Source organism: Shewanella sp. UCD-KL12, assembly GCF_001957125.1.
In the GTDB taxonomy this organism is placed as follows: Bacteria; Pseudomonadota; Gammaproteobacteria; order Enterobacterales; family Shewanellaceae; genus Shewanella.
This window is the reverse complement of the sequence record NZ_MPHJ01000006.1, coordinates 241,822-255,669: the sequence shown is the minus strand read 5'-3', so window position 1 is coordinate 255,669 and position 13,848 is coordinate 241,822. Positions and strand designations below refer to the sequence as shown.

Here is a 13,848-nt window from a genome sequence, read left to right as displayed (position 1 = left end):
TATTTAAATAAATACTAATGTATCTGTGGTATTGAAATATGTGAATATCCTTGCTAGATAAGGCGGTTAATTGCATTAGAATGCCCTGAATCAAATTATTCTAGTAAAATGTGATCTAAGCCATAATTTAAAAATCCCCCTTCTCCTATTGAAACACCCACAATTTTCATGGCGATACCGTGACATTTGCGGTAAAATGCGCGCGAACAGCGTGATTATGATCGCATTTCCGTGATAAATCAGCGCTAGCTCATTGATATGAGTTTAGTTTTAAACCTGTCGTACTAAGCAGGAACGCGGCGCATTATCTTTCCTTCATAACGTAGTGCTTGTGGATATGATTACAATAAAGAAAGGATTGGACCTGCCTATAGCAGGCGGGCCAGAGCAAGTTGTCCATGATGGCCCAGCCATTAAACGTGTAGCTACTTTGGGTGAAGAGTATATTGGCTTACGTCCCACTATGAAAATTAAAGTGGGTGATAAAGTTAAAAAAGGTCAGGTTATCTTTGAAGATAAAAAGAACCTTGGTGTTAAATATACTGCTTTAGCCAGTGGCACAATTTCAGAAGTCAACCGGGGCGCACAACGTGTGCTGCAGTCAGTCGTCATCGATGTCGAGGGAGATGAATCTGTCTCTTTTGCTAAGTATGATGCAGCAGCAATAGATACGTTGGATTCGCAGTTAGTTAGAGACAACCTAATTGAATCAGGGTTGTGGACAGCATTGCGAACTCGTCCTTTCAGTAAAGCCCCAGCCGTAGATTCAACAGCTGCCGGCATTTTTGTTACCGCAATAGATACTCAGCCTCTTGCTGCTAACCCTGAAGTGGTTATTGGTGAGCATAAAGATGATTTTGCTAATGGACTTAAGGTTCTTGCAAGATTAACTGAAGGCAAAGTTTACTTGTGTAAAGCACCAGGCGCTGATATTCCTGCTGCCAATGCACAAGTAGAAGAGTTTGCAGGTGCACACCCTGCGGGTCTTGCTGGTACACATATTCATTTCCTAATGTCAGCTTCAGCGAAGCGAGTTGTTTGGCATGTGGGTTATCAAGATGTGATCGCTATTGGTCAGCTGTTCACTACAGGTGAGCTAAACACTCATCGCGTGGTAGCACTTGCTGGTCCTAAAGCGGCTAAGCCAAGATTGGTTCGTACTCATTTAGGTGCTTCAACTGCTGAATTAACAGCAGGCGAAACCTTAGATGGCGAAGTTCGTACTGTATCAGGCTCAATATTGAGCGGACGTACAGCGACTGGACCTCACGCATTTTTAGGTCGTTTCCATCAGCAAGTGTCACTACTTGAAGAGGGACGTGAGCAAGAGTTCATCGGTTGGGCTATGCCTGGTGCCGAAAAGTTCTCTATCACTCGTGCTTTCTTGGGTCACTTGTCACCTTCTCGTCTATTTAAGATGACGACAAGTACAGGTGGTTCAGACCGAGCTATGGTGCCTATTGGTAACTATGAGCGCGTCATGCCTCTCGATATTCTTCCTACTATGTTACTAAGAGACCTAGTTTCTGGCGACACTGATGGTGCTGCTGCATTAGGCGCACTTGAGTTGGATGAAGAAGATTTGGCACTGTGTACTTTCGTATGTCCAGGTAAGTATGACTATGCTACATACTTGCGTGACTGCTTAGATACGATCGTGAGGGAAGGCTAATGGGCTTGAAAGAGTTATTTAAGAGTGTAGAACCTCAGTTTGAAAAGGGCGGTAAATACGAAAAGTTTTACGCTGTTTTCGAAGCTGCTTATACGGTTTTTTACACACCAGGTCACGTGAACAAGGGCGCAACCCATGTTCGTGATAACTTAGACCTGAAGCGTATGATGATCATGGTTTGGGCATGTACATTCCCAGCTATGTTTGTCGGTATGTATAACGTCGGTTTACAAGCTCAAGATGCGCTTGTAGCTGGTTTTGCTACACCAGATGTATGGCAGGTTAGCCTGTTCGGTATGTTTGGTACTGAGCTAACGGCAAACTCAGGTATTCCAGCCTTACTTTGGTATGGCGCCTGTTTCTTCCTACCTATCTATGCGGTGACTTTCGCCGTAGGTGGTATTTGGGAAGTATTATTTGCTGCCGTTCGTGGCCATGAAGTTAACGAAGGTTTCTTCGTTACCTCTGTACTCTTTGCATTGACACTACCTGCAACAATTCCTTTATGGATGGTTGCACTAGGTATCACCTTTGGTGTGGTTGTCGCTAAAGAGATCTTTGGTGGCACAGGCCGTAACTTCCTTAACCCTGCGTTAGCCGGTCGTGCTTTCCTATTCTTCGCTTACCCACTCAGTATGTCTGGTGACACAACTTGGGTTGCTGCTGATGGTTTCTCTGGTGCAACTGCACTGAGCCAAGCGGCACAAGGTACGCTTGAATATGGATTTAGCCAAGACTGGTGGGATGCCTTCCTAGGTTTCATTCCTGGCTCTGTAGGTGAAGTTTCAACCTTAGCTATCTTGTTAGGTGGCGCGGTTATTGTGTACGCACGTATTGCATCATGGCGCATTATTGCCGGTGTAATGGTGGGCATGATTGCAGTCTCTTACCTATTGAACTTCATCGGTAGTGATACTAACCCAATGTTTGCAATGCCTTGGTACTGGCACCTTGTTTTAGGTGGTTTTGCCTTCGGTATGATGTTTATGGCGACAGATCCTGTATCTGCTTCATTTACAAACTCGGCAAAATGGGGTTATGGAATTTTGATTGGTGCAATGGCGGTATTTATTCGCGTCATTAACCCAGCATTCCCAGAAGGTATGATGTTGGCCATCCTATTCGCCAACTTGTTCGCTCCACTATTTGACCATTTTGTTGTTCAGGCAAATATCAAGCGGAGGATTGCACGTGGCTAGTAATAAAGATTCCTTTGGCAGAACACTCTTTGTCGTTGTTGGTTTATGTTTTATCTGTTCAGTTTTTGTATCAACTGCAGCAGTACTACTAAGACCTATCCAGATTGAGAATAAGCTGCTCGATAAGCAAAAATATATTCTTGAAGCTGCAGGTTTGATGCAGGAAAGCGATGTAGCAATGACGAAGGCAGAAGTGCTTTCTACATACGATAAGTATGTTGTTGCTAAGCTCGTTGACCTGAAAACAGGTAACTGGGTTGAAGGCGATGCTGATTCATTTGACGCAGATAAAGAAGCACGTGATGTGGCTAATTCATTTAAGCCTCAAAACGATATTGCTTCTGTTAAACGTGTAGCTAACACAGCTGTCGTTTATGTAGTTAATGATGACCAAGGTCAAGCTAAAACGCTTATCTTACCTATCAAGGGCTACGGTCTTTGGTCAACCATGTATGCATTCTTAGCGGTTGAAACTGATCTGAATACTATTCAGAGCCTAGTTTACTACTCATTCACCGGTGCTGGTGAAACACCAGGCTTAGGTGGTGAAGTTCAAAATCCTCAGTGGATGGCGAAGTGGCATGGTAAGAAGTTATATGATGCCCAAGGTAACTTGGCAATCAGTGTGACTAAAAACCCTGTTGTAGCAGCCGGTGACCATGGTGTTGATGCCTTATCTGGTGCAACTCTGACTGGTAACGGTGTTCAAAACTCACTTGAGTTTTGGTTAGGTGAGGAAGGTTTTGCTCACTTCATCGAGAAAGTTCGTAACGGAGGACTGAGCTAATGGCTAACGCTAAAGAACTTAAGCAGGTTCTATCGGGACCAATTGTTAGCAATAACCCGATTGCCTTACAGGTACTAGGTGTATGTAGTGCACTTGCTGTGACCAGTAAAATGGAAACCGCCTTGGTTATGACTATTGCACTGACTGCTGTTTGTGCTTGTTCAAACCTATTCATCTCCATGCTTCGTAACCATATTCCAAGTAGTGTACGTATTATCGTACAGATGACGATTATTGCGTCGCTTGTGATTGTGGTAGACCAAGTGCTACAAGCTTACGCTTACGATGTAGCTAAACAGCTTTCGGTATTCGTTGGTTTGATTATTACCAACTGTATCGTAATGGGTCGTGCTGAAGCTTATGCGATGAAAACACCGCCAATGATGAGCTTTATGGATGGTATCGGTAATGGCTTAGGCTACGGTGCAATTCTATTGTCAGTTGGTTTTGTCCGTGAACTCTTCGGTAATGGTTCGCTATTTGGTATTGAAATCTTGAGCAAAATTTCAGACGGTGGCTGGTACCAGCCAAACGGTCTGTTGTTGCTTCCACCAAGTGCGTTCTTCTTAATCGGTACTCTTATCTGGATTATCCGTACGGTTAAGCCAGAGCAAGTAGAAGCAAAAGGGTAAGCGCGATGGAACATTATATTAGTTTGCTAATTCGCTCTATTTTCATCGAAAACATGGCACTCTCTTTCTTCCTAGGTATGTGTACATTCCTAGCGGTTTCTAAGAAAGTGACCACGGCGATGGGACTAGGTATTGCAGTAGTTGTGGTTCTGGCTATTTCAGTTCCCGTAAACCAGATCATCTACCAAGGGCTACTTGCTCCAGGTGCTTTGGCTTGGGCTGGTGCACCTGAAGCTGATTTGAGCTTCTTGAAGTTCATCACCTTCATCGGTGTAATCGCAGCACTCGTACAGATCCTTGAGATGGTACTGGATAAGTTCTTCCCGCCGTTATATAACGCGTTGGGGATCTTCCTACCACTTATCACCGTAAACTGTGCAATTTTTGGTGCAGTATCTTTCATGGTTGAGCGTGACTACAACCTAGTTGAAAGTATGGTATTTGGTGTGGGCTCAGGACTTGGCTTTGCATTAGCTATTGTCTTGTTAGCTGGTATCCGTGAAAAGCTGAAATATGCTGATGTGCCTGATGGACTGCGTGGCTTAGGTATTACCTTTGTTACAGCAGGTTTGATGGCCCTTGGATTCATGTCGTTTTCTGGTGTGTCCCTATAAACGGGACCCATCGGGTTCCTGTTTCGGACTTTTAAGGATAAGTTAATGGATATTCTTAAATCTACTCCACTCGAGGTTTACCTTGGTGTGAGTATGTTTACAGCTATCGTTTTAGGTTTGGTACTTGTAATTTTATTTGCCAAATCAAAGCTAGTAAATAGCGGTGACATTACAATTGGTATCAATGATGACCCTGAAAAAGGCATCAAGCTAGCAGCAGGTGGCAAGCTACTAGGTGCACTGGCTGAGAGCGGTATTTTCGTATCGTCAGCTTGTGGCGGTGGTGGTACTTGTGGTCAGTGTAAAGTACACGTGAAATCTGGTGGTGGGGATATTCTACCAACAGAGCTTGATCATATCAGTAAAGGTGAGGCTCGTGAGGGCTGCCGTTTATCATGTCAGGTAAACGTAAAAACTGATATGGAGATCGAACTAGAAGAAGAGATCTTTGGTGTTAAAAAGTGGGAATGTACTGTTATCTCAAATGATAACAAAGCCACTTTCATTAAAGAGCTTAAGCTTCAAATTCCTGATGGTGATTCAGTACCTTTCCGTGCTGGTGGTTACATTCAGATTGAAGCGCCTGTACATCATGTTAAATATGCAGATTATGATATTCCTGCAGAATACCGTGGTGACTGGGAGCATTTTGGTTTCTTCAAGCTAGAGTCTCAAGTTGAAGATGAAACAATCCGTGCATACTCAATGGCGAACTATCCTGAAGAGGAAGGTATCATCATGTTGAACGTACGTATTGCAACGCCGCCTCCACGCAACTTAACACTGCCTTGCGGTAAGATGTCTTCATACATCTTCAGCCTAAAAGCGGGTGATAAGGTGACAATCTCAGGTCCATTTGGTGAGTTCTTCGCTAAAGAAACTGATAATGAGATGGTATTTGTCGGTGGTGGTGCAGGTATGGCACCAATGCGTTCTCACATCTTCGATCAGCTTAAGCGTCTTAATACAGATCGTAAGATGAGCTTCTGGTACGGTGCACGTTCTAAGCGTGAGATGTTCTATGTTGAAGATTTCGATGGCCTAGCGGCTGATAACGAGAACTTTGATTGGCATGTTGCGCTATCAGATCCACAACCTGAAGACAACTGGGAAGGTAAGACAGGCTTTATTCATAATGTACTTTATGAAAGCTACTTACGTGACCACGATGCGCCAGAAGATTGTGAATTTTACATGTGTGGCCCACCAATGATGAATGCTGCCGTTATCGGTATGCTTAAAGATCTTGGTGTCGAAGATGAAAACATCCTTCTGGATGACTTTGGTGGCTAATCACCTCCTATACAGCTAGAATCTTGTGATTGTTGTCATTTAGTCTAGTCAGAGAGCCGGTTGCTCTCTGATTATTAAATGTGTCGTAAAGTAGTATAGTGATAAGGATTTAGGTCAAAATGAATAAGACCTTAGTAAACTGGTTAGCCCTTGTATGGCTAGCCTTTTTTGTTTCTGGGTGTAGTCAATCTGCACAAATTATTTCGCTTTCTGGTAACACAATGGGCACAACCTATCACATCAAAGTGGTACAGAGTGAGCAGCTACCTGAAGCGAGTTTATTACAAGCTGAAATCGATCTTGCACTTGAGAAGGTCAATGATCAGATGTCGACTTACCGCCCTGACTCTGAGTTATCACGTTTTAACTCTATGAGCCACGAAGAGACTATTAGTGTTTCTAAAGATACGGCCTTTGTGATCAAAGAGGGGTTACATCTGTATGAAGTGACTGATGGTGCACTCGATATCACTTTAGGTCCTCTGGTTAACTTATGGGGTTTTGGCCCTGATAAGCGCCCAACTGAGGTGCCAAGTGAAGATATTATTGCAAAAGCCAAAGCAAAAACGGGTATTGAGTATCTTCATCTCGTTGGCAACAAACTCAGCAAGACCAACCCTGATCTGTATGTAGACCTATCCTCAATCGCGAAAGGCTTCGGTGTTGATGTGGTGGCAGGCATACTCGATAAGTACAAGGTGTCTGGGTATTTAGTTGAGATCGGTGGAGAGCTGAGCGTATACGGCAATAAAATCGATGGTGCGCCTTGGCGAGTAGCTATAGAGCAGCCAGATGTTGATGACCGTGAAATACAGCAAGTCATTGCGCCAGGCGATAATGCCATTGCAACTTCTGGTGATTATCGTAATTACTATGAAGAAGATGGTAGACAATTTTCTCACCTTATCGACCCACGCGATGGCTATCCGATAGATCATCGTCTCGCTTCTGTCACTGTTTTACATAAACAGTCCATGGTTGCCGATGGCTACGCTACTGCAATGATGGTACTTGGAACCGAGAAGTCATTAGCACTCGCTGAGCAAGAGAACTTAGCTATTATGCTGATTGAAAAGCAGGATGATGGATTTGAGGTTTTCTATAGTGATGCTTTTAAACCTTTTGTTGAGCAGTAATTTTAAATAGGTTGGTATGAGCAGGTTAAATAGCCTTAACTAATCTGTGTGTTTAGGTGATATAATCACCTCACTGCACCGTTGGAGTATATGATGAGTACATTTATCGCAGCATTCGTTGTCCTGTTGCTATTTTTTCTTTTAATGTCGATTGGCTACTTAGTTAAGCGTACTGCTGTTGCAGGAAGTTGTGGTGGATTAGGCGCTTTAGGTATCGATAAGGCCTGCGATTGTGACGATCCATGTGATAATCGCAAAGCTAAAATGGCAGCGGAAGAGGAGCGACGTGAGAAGCTCAACAAGGACCGCATTATCTAGCTCAATCTAGCATGGCAACCAAAGTTTGAAATGAAAAGGTACTAATTTTATTAGTGCCTTTTTTATACCTGCAGATTCCTTTAATACCAATCGATATAAAGATGTGGCCATTCAGCGAGAGTTTAGCGCTTGTGAGACAAGGCAACGAGTGAGAGACATAGTTATTCTACGTTTAAGCTCGTTAACGCAGCATCAGAAGTGCTAAAACTCGCCTTCTAGGAGTTTTTTTGGCAGCCTACTTCTGTGTTGAATAAGCTCGAAAGGGATCACCATTCCCTCACTCATTCGCCTTGAATTAAGCTGCCAAAAATAACTCTGAACTGACCACTTTCTTATACCGATTGGTATAACTATACTTCGATTACCTTCATCTCAAATTGAGTATGGATATTCAATGAGAACAGAACTCGAAGTGATCTTAGACTCCCTTGTACAGTTAACAGAGCAGCGGCAACTGGAATCTCTAACAAAAAGTTTGATCTCTACGGTTGAGCAATTTGTTGACCCGATATCAGTAAAGATATTTGATATTCAAATAGCAAACCGTGAACTCGAGGAGATTGCGATCCCAAAAGAGTTCACTGTTGCAGCGAATCAGCATAGTTTTGATAAAGATGAACTGTCAGATAGAGAGCAAGGCTCAGCGTGTTTTGTAAAATGTGTTAGCTCTCTGTCTACCTGCTACTCCAAAGATGCTGTACCTGCTCAAATTGCGATTCCTATTACCTTAAATGAGTGCGTGGTTAAGGTGCTATGGGTCAAGCTAGTCCAGTTAACTGAAGTGAGCATCAATTTGCTCAAAGGCTTAGCTAAGGTCTATGAGAACTTTCTCTCGATTGTCATTGAGTGTGAAACCGATGAGCTGACAGGACTACTTAATAGAAAGGCGTTTGAGCGTCGCTTAAAGCTCGCTGATTCAAATGTTTTTCAATTGGCGAGCGTGAGTGAAGAGTTGGTTGAGTGTCACTGGCTATGTATTTTTGATATCGATAAATTTAAAAGTATCAATGATACCTATGGGCACCTTTATGGTGATGAGATTTTGCTTGATCTTGTTAAGGTGATGGAATCCGTATTCAGCCAGCATGATGCCATGTTCCGCTTTGGAGGCGATGAGTTTGTTTTGCTTTTAGCCCCCTGCACCCGAACTGAAATGTTAGCAAGATGCCTACAGTTTCAAAGTGAGTTATCTCGCTTTCATGGTAATAAAATCCAAGTCACGGTATCAATGGGGATTACGCAGGTAAGCTCTGATGAGCAGGCCAGTAGCTTGCTGCTTAAAGCCGATCAAACCCTTTACCATATTAAAGAGACAGGTCGAAATCGAGTAGAAGTGTATGAAGACCTTTTAGCTCAAGGCCTATTAGTCGAAAAGAAATTCCAAGATGATATTGAGTTGTTTTAGCGCACTTAGTTAAAAGACTTCCACGACTTTGAGTGGATTAACCTCTGTATATAATTAAAACTAAAATGATAACAACAATAGTTATCATTGCTATCATATTGAAAAATAAAGATAATTTGTATTGCTGATTAAAATGTAATAGTCTCTAGAACTTGATATAGATCAACTTTCTTTTAAGGGACAGTAAGATGAAAGGTCAGCCGAACGTTGTTAGTCAGCTAAATAAGATCCTCACCTTTGAGTTAACTGCGATAAACCAGTACTTTCTTCATGCTCGCATGTTTAAAAATTGGGGCTTTGAGCAGTTAAACCACAAGACATATAAAAAATCGATTCAAGATATGAAACATGCCGATAAGTTGATCGAGCGTGTGCTGTTTCTTGAAGGCTTACCTAACCTGCAGCAATTAGAGAAATTGCGTATCGGCGAGCACAGCGAAGAGATGCTTAGCTGTGACAAAGTCATGGTTGAAGCTGAAATTGCAATACTTCGTACTGCTATTGAGGTCTGTGAAACTGAAAGTGACTATGTCAGCCGCGAACTGCTTCAAGGGCTACTTGATGATGAGGAGGAGCACCTAGATTGGCTCGAATCACAGCAAGAGTTGATAGGTCTTACCGGTATTCAGAATTTTCTTCAGTCAAAAATTAATAAATAAAAGGCGCTAACATGAAAGGTAATCAAGAAGTAATCGATGCACTTAACCATTTGCTGACTGGCGAACTCTCAGCAATGGATCAGTACTTTGTTCATGGATTAATGTATGAAGACTGGGGGCTAAATGAACTTCATAAGCGCATTTCACATGAATCTGATGATGAAAGAATGCACGCCGGTAAACTCGTGCAACGTATCCTTTTCTTAGAAGGGACGCCGGATGTTGCGAGCCGTGAAAAGCTAAACATTGGTAAAAACACTCAAGAGATGCTGCAAAACGATCTCAACTATGAATATTACGTTGCTGATAACTTACGTAAGGTCATCGCGCTGTGTGAAGAGAAGCAGGACTATCAGACAAGAGAGATCTTGGTGGTATTGCTTGAAGAGACAGAATCTGATCATATGTATTGGATGGAAAAACAGTTGGGACTGATTGATCGAGTTGGCTTGCAAAACTATCTGCAGACAATGATGTAAAGTTTATTCCCTAGGTATTTTACACCTAATACTTACAGACTAAGCGTTTAGCCATTACTGGCTAAACGCTTTTTTATTTCATGTAAAACCTGTACAGCTTTTGTTCAGTTTAATTGGTTATTATATCAACTTTAAATAGGGAGATATGATGATGACCAGTATCAAGTGTAATGGCGAGTTAGCATCGAACTCGATGCGGGTAGATACAGCGGAGTTTGTGGCGGCTTTACCTGTAGTCGTTAACGTATTACTGCTTAAGATTGCTTATCTAGAAAAGCAGCTAGTTATTGCGAATAATAGTAAGTCTATCTCTATGAAAAACTCTCTGCTAACTGATGAGGAGAGAAAGCTGCTAAGCGAGCTTTTTTAAGCTTTGTTGTTTTTCAATTAACTCCCACTATTTCAACATAATGAAAACACTTTTTACTCTTTTTTATTGCATTAACGCTTCACAGCTAGTCAATCTCTGATAGATTGATCCGTTAATAATAAAAATAAGTAAAAGGATCCCTTCATGAAGCAGCTAAAACGTTCTCTTAGCTTGCAGTTAATTTTTTCTATCGTTGGCGCCTTAGCCGTTTTACTTGCTGTTGTTTCTGGTTTTTTAGTTAACGCTGAAAGTGACCGAACTCGCACTCAGATAGATGCCGATCTTTCCGCTTTGGTTCAACTAAAATCTAATGAAGTGACTAGCTACTTTGTCGAGAAAGCTAAGGTGATTGATGCCGTTTTCTCATCCCCACAAGTGCAAGATTGGTTTACTCAGTACGATGCGCGTCTAAGCAATTTAGATAGCGATACGCAATACCAAAATGTGATTCAGTACTTTAAGCATTTCTCCGATAGCGACGCTGATATAAAGTCAGTCTTTTTTGGCTCTGCAAATACTTTCGAATACTTTGATTTAAATGGTCGTTATAACGATGAAAACTATTTCACCAATAAGCGACCTTGGTGGCAGGAGGGGATCAATAAAGATGGCATGTATGTGACAGATCCTGCCGTAGATGCCAATGATGGTTCAATTTCTGCCACCGTTAAGTCTGTGATTAAAAATCAGCAGGGCCAATTTATCGGGATCGGTGGTATGGATATCTTAATTGATACTATCGGTACTGAGCTTCTTGCTCAGATAAAATACCAAGGTCAAGGGCAAGCATTTTTAATCACTGAAACAGGCCAGTTGGTTTATTTCCCTGGTTTTAATGAAGAGTTTCAACCTGGCTCTCAAGCTAGTAAGGTCGACAGTTACTTCAAGGATACTCAAGGTTTTGGACAACTTACTCGCCAAATGAACGCGAGTGGACAGGGCGTTGCAGAGGTGACATTCAAAGGAGAGCTGCAAAGAGTCAGCTATGTCAGTGTTGGTGGTCAGTTTCCTCAACAGAAATGGCATTTAGCTTTTATGTTACCAACAGAGGTCATCGAAGCACCGGTTAATGAAGCTATGGTGAACGCGACGATACTTGCTATGGCCATCATGGTGCTCGTTGGCGCTACTGTTTGGATGATGCTACTGCCCTTTAGGCGCCAAGTTAATCGACTACTTGAGGCGATGGAAGATATTGCCCAGGGCGATAGTGATCTCTCTAAGCGTATTCATATGGAGAGAGAGGATGAACTTGGTAAGCTTGGCGATGCATTTAATCAATTTGCCGCTAAAGTACAAGGCATGCTCGAGCAAACTCGGGAGCTTACCCAGCGAGTTGATTCAGGCGTAAGTGGTGCTGTGTCTATTTGTGATGAAGCTTTGCACAGTGTCTCGCAGCAAAAGCAGGAGATCTCAAGTGTTGCTACCGCAGCGACTGAGATGGCGCATACCTCACAAGAGATGGCTAATAGTGCACAGCGTGCCAGTGAGTTTGCAGAAAAAGCGCAGACTGAATCACAAGAGGGTATGGCGATCGTTGCTAAAGCGACGAACGGTATGCAGTCTCTGTCGACGCAAGTTATTGAAGCGGCAAAGGTTGTTAGGCACCTAAGAACCAGCTCTGAGCAGATTGGTGAAGTGTTGAGTGTGATTCGTGGGATTGCCGAGCAGACTAACTTGTTGGCGCTTAATGCGGCTATTGAGGCTGCACGAGCTGGGGAGCAAGGTCGAGGCTTTGCCGTAGTCGCGGATGAAGTGAGAACCTTAGCCTCTAGAACTCAGGACTCCACAGCTAATATTCAAGATATTATTCAGACACTACAACAAAATGCACTGCAGGCTGAACAAGTCATGGAGGAGGGGGTTGAACAGGCTAATATTGGTCAGGATTTGACGACCCAAGTCGAGACGGCCCTGACTGGTATCACTGATGCTATTTCGGCGATTCAGCAACAGACGATTGAGATCACCTCAGCGATTGGTCAACAAGCTGTAGTGGCTGAAGAGGTCGCTTGTAATGTTGAAAATGTACGTGGTTTATCTGACGACTCATTGGCATCGAGTGAGGCTCTTTCAAACAGCCTCACAGAGTTCCAGCATGTTACAGAAGCGCTTTCACAAAATATTCAACAGTTTAAAATTTAATTTTACATATACGTGTATGCGTCGCTAGATAAAAAATGCCTGTCAGGTGACAGGCATTTTTCGTTCAGGCTTAAGCAGACAAGAGTTAGAAAGCACATGCTCACAGACTCTGTGTCATATGCTCAATCAGCATGCGTACCTTAGGGGAAAGGTGTCTATTGTGGGGGTAGATAGCCCAAATACCTTCATCCTCTGGACGGTATTGTTCAAGTATTGAGACTAAGTCTCCTGAATCTATATATGACTGAACATAGTAATCTGGTAGCTGAATGAGCCCAATACCTTTGATTGCTGCATCGACTAAAGCACTACCACTATTACAGCGTAAATTGCCGCTGACTCTTACGTTTTTACTCTTGCCGTTTTCTTGAAACCGCCAATAATCCAGAGTGCCGTTAAGGCAGTTATGCTGCTCAAGCTCAGAAAGTGAGTGAGGGCTACCAAACGTGCTTAGGTAGCTCGGCGCTGCGCATAGGAATTGGGTTCTTTTACCTAAACGTTTTGCCATCATGCTGGAGTCTTCAAGTTGACCTAGACGGATTGCTAAGTCATAGCCCTCATCGATCATATCGACCTTTAAATTTGTTAGATTCAGCTGGATATCAAGATCGGGATAGCTGGCCGCAAAATCATTAATCAAAGGAGCAATGGTATTTTCGCCATATGTCACTGGTGCTGTTATTTTTAAACGGCCTCTTGGCGTGGCCTGTAGATTGGTAATTGCTCTCTCTGCTTCATCTAACCCATCGAGCACTTGCCGACAGTGTTGAAAGTAGACCTGTCCAGCTTCAGTGACAGATACTCGGCGTGTTGTTCGATGAAATAGCTTAGTCGCCAAACGGGTCTCTAAGCTGCTGACCTGCCTACTGACTTGTGCGGTCGAGATCCCCAGTCGCTTTGCTGCTTTGGTGAAGCTTTCTGTTTCTGCGACTGCGACAAATTCACTGACACCTTCCCAGTTGAACATTGTTACCTCCTGGTAAAAGTGATTTTATAATGTGGTGGATTATCATTGTTTCAGTTTGAAATATAATACACCTCATCAGTTCATGCACGCTTTCATTTGCTTTCAACTAGGCTTATTTGAATCAGTGATGCTCGAACATAACAATATTCGTCAGAAACTCAGTATTGCCTTG

At 42.9% G+C, this 13,848-nt stretch carries 14 protein-coding genes; 13 read left to right on the top strand and 1 reads right to left on the bottom strand.

Going from position 1 to position 13,848, the window contains the following annotated elements; all coding sequences use genetic code 11:
* The first annotated feature begins 337 nt into the window (after nt 1-337).
* From BM736_RS13255 to BM736_RS13195, 13 genes are all read left to right on the top strand, one after another.
* On the top strand, nt 338-1,672 hold the full coding sequence (locus tag BM736_RS13255) for a Na(+)-translocating NADH-quinone reductase subunit A (RefSeq protein ID WP_076413048.1): 1,335 nt from the start codon (nt 338-340) through the stop codon (nt 1,670-1,672).
* On the top strand, nt 1,672-2,871 hold the full coding sequence (locus BM736_RS13250; protein ID WP_076412910.1) for an NADH:ubiquinone reductase (Na(+)-transporting) subunit B: 1,200 nt from the start codon (nt 1,672-1,674) through the stop codon (nt 2,869-2,871). Before BM736_RS13255 ends, BM736_RS13250 begins: the two co-directional genes overlap by 1 nt.
* A complete protein-coding gene (locus BM736_RS13245; protein WP_076412908.1) occupies nt 2,864-3,658 on the top strand; it encodes a Na(+)-translocating NADH-quinone reductase subunit C in 795 nt (264 codons plus the stop codon). Before BM736_RS13250 ends, BM736_RS13245 begins: the two co-directional genes overlap by 8 nt.
* Nucleotides 3,658-4,290: an NADH:ubiquinone reductase (Na(+)-transporting) subunit D gene (locus BM736_RS13240; protein WP_076412906.1), complete on the top strand. Its 633-nt coding sequence runs from the start codon at nt 3,658-3,660 to the stop codon at nt 4,288-4,290. Before BM736_RS13245 ends, BM736_RS13240 begins: the two co-directional genes overlap by 1 nt.
* A gap of 5 nt (nt 4,291-4,295) precedes the next feature.
* Nucleotides 4,296-4,904 carry an NADH:ubiquinone reductase (Na(+)-transporting) subunit E gene (gene nqrE, locus BM736_RS13235; RefSeq protein ID WP_076412905.1) on the top strand — a complete coding sequence of 203 codons (609 nt, stop codon included), beginning with the start codon at nt 4,296-4,298 and terminating at the stop codon, nt 4,902-4,904.
* A gap of 45 nt (nt 4,905-4,949) precedes the next feature.
* Nucleotides 4,950-6,197 carry an NADH:ubiquinone reductase (Na(+)-transporting) subunit F gene (gene nqrF / locus BM736_RS13230; protein WP_076412903.1) on the top strand — a complete coding sequence of 416 codons (1,248 nt, stop codon included), beginning with the start codon at nt 4,950-4,952 and terminating at the stop codon, nt 6,195-6,197.
* Between the two features lie 119 nt (nt 6,198-6,316).
* On the top strand, nt 6,317-7,333 hold the full coding sequence (locus tag BM736_RS13225; RefSeq protein ID WP_076412901.1) for an FAD:protein FMN transferase: 1,017 nt from the start codon (nt 6,317-6,319) through the stop codon (nt 7,331-7,333).
* Between the two features lie 93 nt (nt 7,334-7,426).
* Nucleotides 7,427-7,651, top strand: coding sequence for a (Na+)-NQR maturation NqrM (gene nqrM / locus BM736_RS13220; RefSeq protein WP_076412899.1), 225 nt, complete (start codon nt 7,427-7,429; stop codon nt 7,649-7,651).
* 394 nt (nt 7,652-8,045) lie between these two features.
* Nucleotides 8,046-9,056, top strand: a complete 1,011-nt coding sequence (locus BM736_RS13215) for a GGDEF domain-containing protein (RefSeq protein ID WP_076412897.1) — start codon at nt 8,046-8,048, stop codon at nt 9,054-9,056.
* A gap of 188 nt (nt 9,057-9,244) precedes the next feature.
* A complete protein-coding gene (gene bfr / locus BM736_RS13210; RefSeq protein ID WP_076412895.1) occupies nt 9,245-9,715 on the top strand; it encodes a bacterioferritin in 471 nt (156 codons plus the stop codon).
* Nucleotides 9,716-9,726: 11 nt separating this feature from the next.
* On the top strand, nt 9,727-10,194 hold the full coding sequence (gene bfr / locus BM736_RS13205; protein ID WP_076412893.1) for a bacterioferritin: 468 nt from the start codon (nt 9,727-9,729) through the stop codon (nt 10,192-10,194).
* Nucleotides 10,195-10,342: 148 nt separating this feature from the next.
* Nucleotides 10,343-10,564 carry a hypothetical protein gene (locus tag BM736_RS13200; protein WP_076412891.1) on the top strand — a complete coding sequence of 74 codons (222 nt, stop codon included), beginning with the start codon at nt 10,343-10,345 and terminating at the stop codon, nt 10,562-10,564.
* Nucleotides 10,565-10,708: 144 nt separating this feature from the next.
* Complete coding sequence (locus BM736_RS13195; protein ID WP_076412889.1) at nt 10,709-12,709, top strand: methyl-accepting chemotaxis protein; 2,001 nt, start codon at nt 10,709-10,711, stop codon at nt 12,707-12,709.
* A 100-nt stretch (nt 12,710-12,809) separates the two neighbouring features.
* On the opposite strand, the gene BM736_RS13190 is transcribed toward BM736_RS13195, so the two are convergent.
* Nucleotides 12,810-13,676 (bottom strand): LysR substrate-binding domain-containing protein, encoded by an 867-nt coding sequence (locus BM736_RS13190; protein ID WP_076412887.1) that lies wholly within the window; start codon nt 13,674-13,676, stop codon nt 12,810-12,812.
* Nucleotides 13,677-13,848: the final 172 nt, after the last annotated feature.

What these genes read in the sequence shown, in the direction of transcription:
- BM736_RS13255 (WP_076413048.1), top strand. Translation starts at nt 338, where the DNA reads ATGATTACAATAAAGAAAGGATTGGACCTGCCTATAGCAGGCGGGCCA.
- nqrF (WP_076412903.1), top strand. Translation starts at nt 4,950, where the DNA reads ATGGATATTCTTAAATCTACTCCACTCGAGGTTTACCTTGGTGTGAGT.
- BM736_RS13250 (WP_076412910.1), top strand. Translation starts at nt 1,672, where the DNA reads ATGGGCTTGAAAGAGTTATTTAAGAGTGTAGAACCTCAGTTTGAAAAG.
- nqrE (WP_076412905.1), top strand. Translation starts at nt 4,296, where the DNA reads ATGGAACATTATATTAGTTTGCTAATTCGCTCTATTTTCATCGAAAAC.
- BM736_RS13190 (WP_076412887.1), bottom strand. Translation starts at nt 13,676, where the DNA reads ATGTTCAACTGGGAAGGTGTCAGTGAATTTGTCGCAGTCGCAGAAACA.
- BM736_RS13240 (WP_076412906.1), top strand. Translation starts at nt 3,658, where the DNA reads ATGGCTAACGCTAAAGAACTTAAGCAGGTTCTATCGGGACCAATTGTT.
- BM736_RS13225 (WP_076412901.1), top strand. Translation starts at nt 6,317, where the DNA reads ATGAATAAGACCTTAGTAAACTGGTTAGCCCTTGTATGGCTAGCCTTT.
- BM736_RS13200 (WP_076412891.1), top strand. Translation starts at nt 10,343, where the DNA reads ATGATGACCAGTATCAAGTGTAATGGCGAGTTAGCATCGAACTCGATG.
- BM736_RS13215 (WP_076412897.1), top strand. Translation starts at nt 8,046, where the DNA reads ATGAGAACAGAACTCGAAGTGATCTTAGACTCCCTTGTACAGTTAACA.
- bfr (WP_076412893.1), top strand. Translation starts at nt 9,727, where the DNA reads ATGAAAGGTAATCAAGAAGTAATCGATGCACTTAACCATTTGCTGACT.
- BM736_RS13195 (WP_076412889.1), top strand. Translation starts at nt 10,709, where the DNA reads ATGAAGCAGCTAAAACGTTCTCTTAGCTTGCAGTTAATTTTTTCTATC.
- bfr (WP_076412895.1), top strand. Translation starts at nt 9,245, where the DNA reads ATGAAAGGTCAGCCGAACGTTGTTAGTCAGCTAAATAAGATCCTCACC.
- nqrM (WP_076412899.1), top strand. Translation starts at nt 7,427, where the DNA reads ATGAGTACATTTATCGCAGCATTCGTTGTCCTGTTGCTATTTTTTCTT.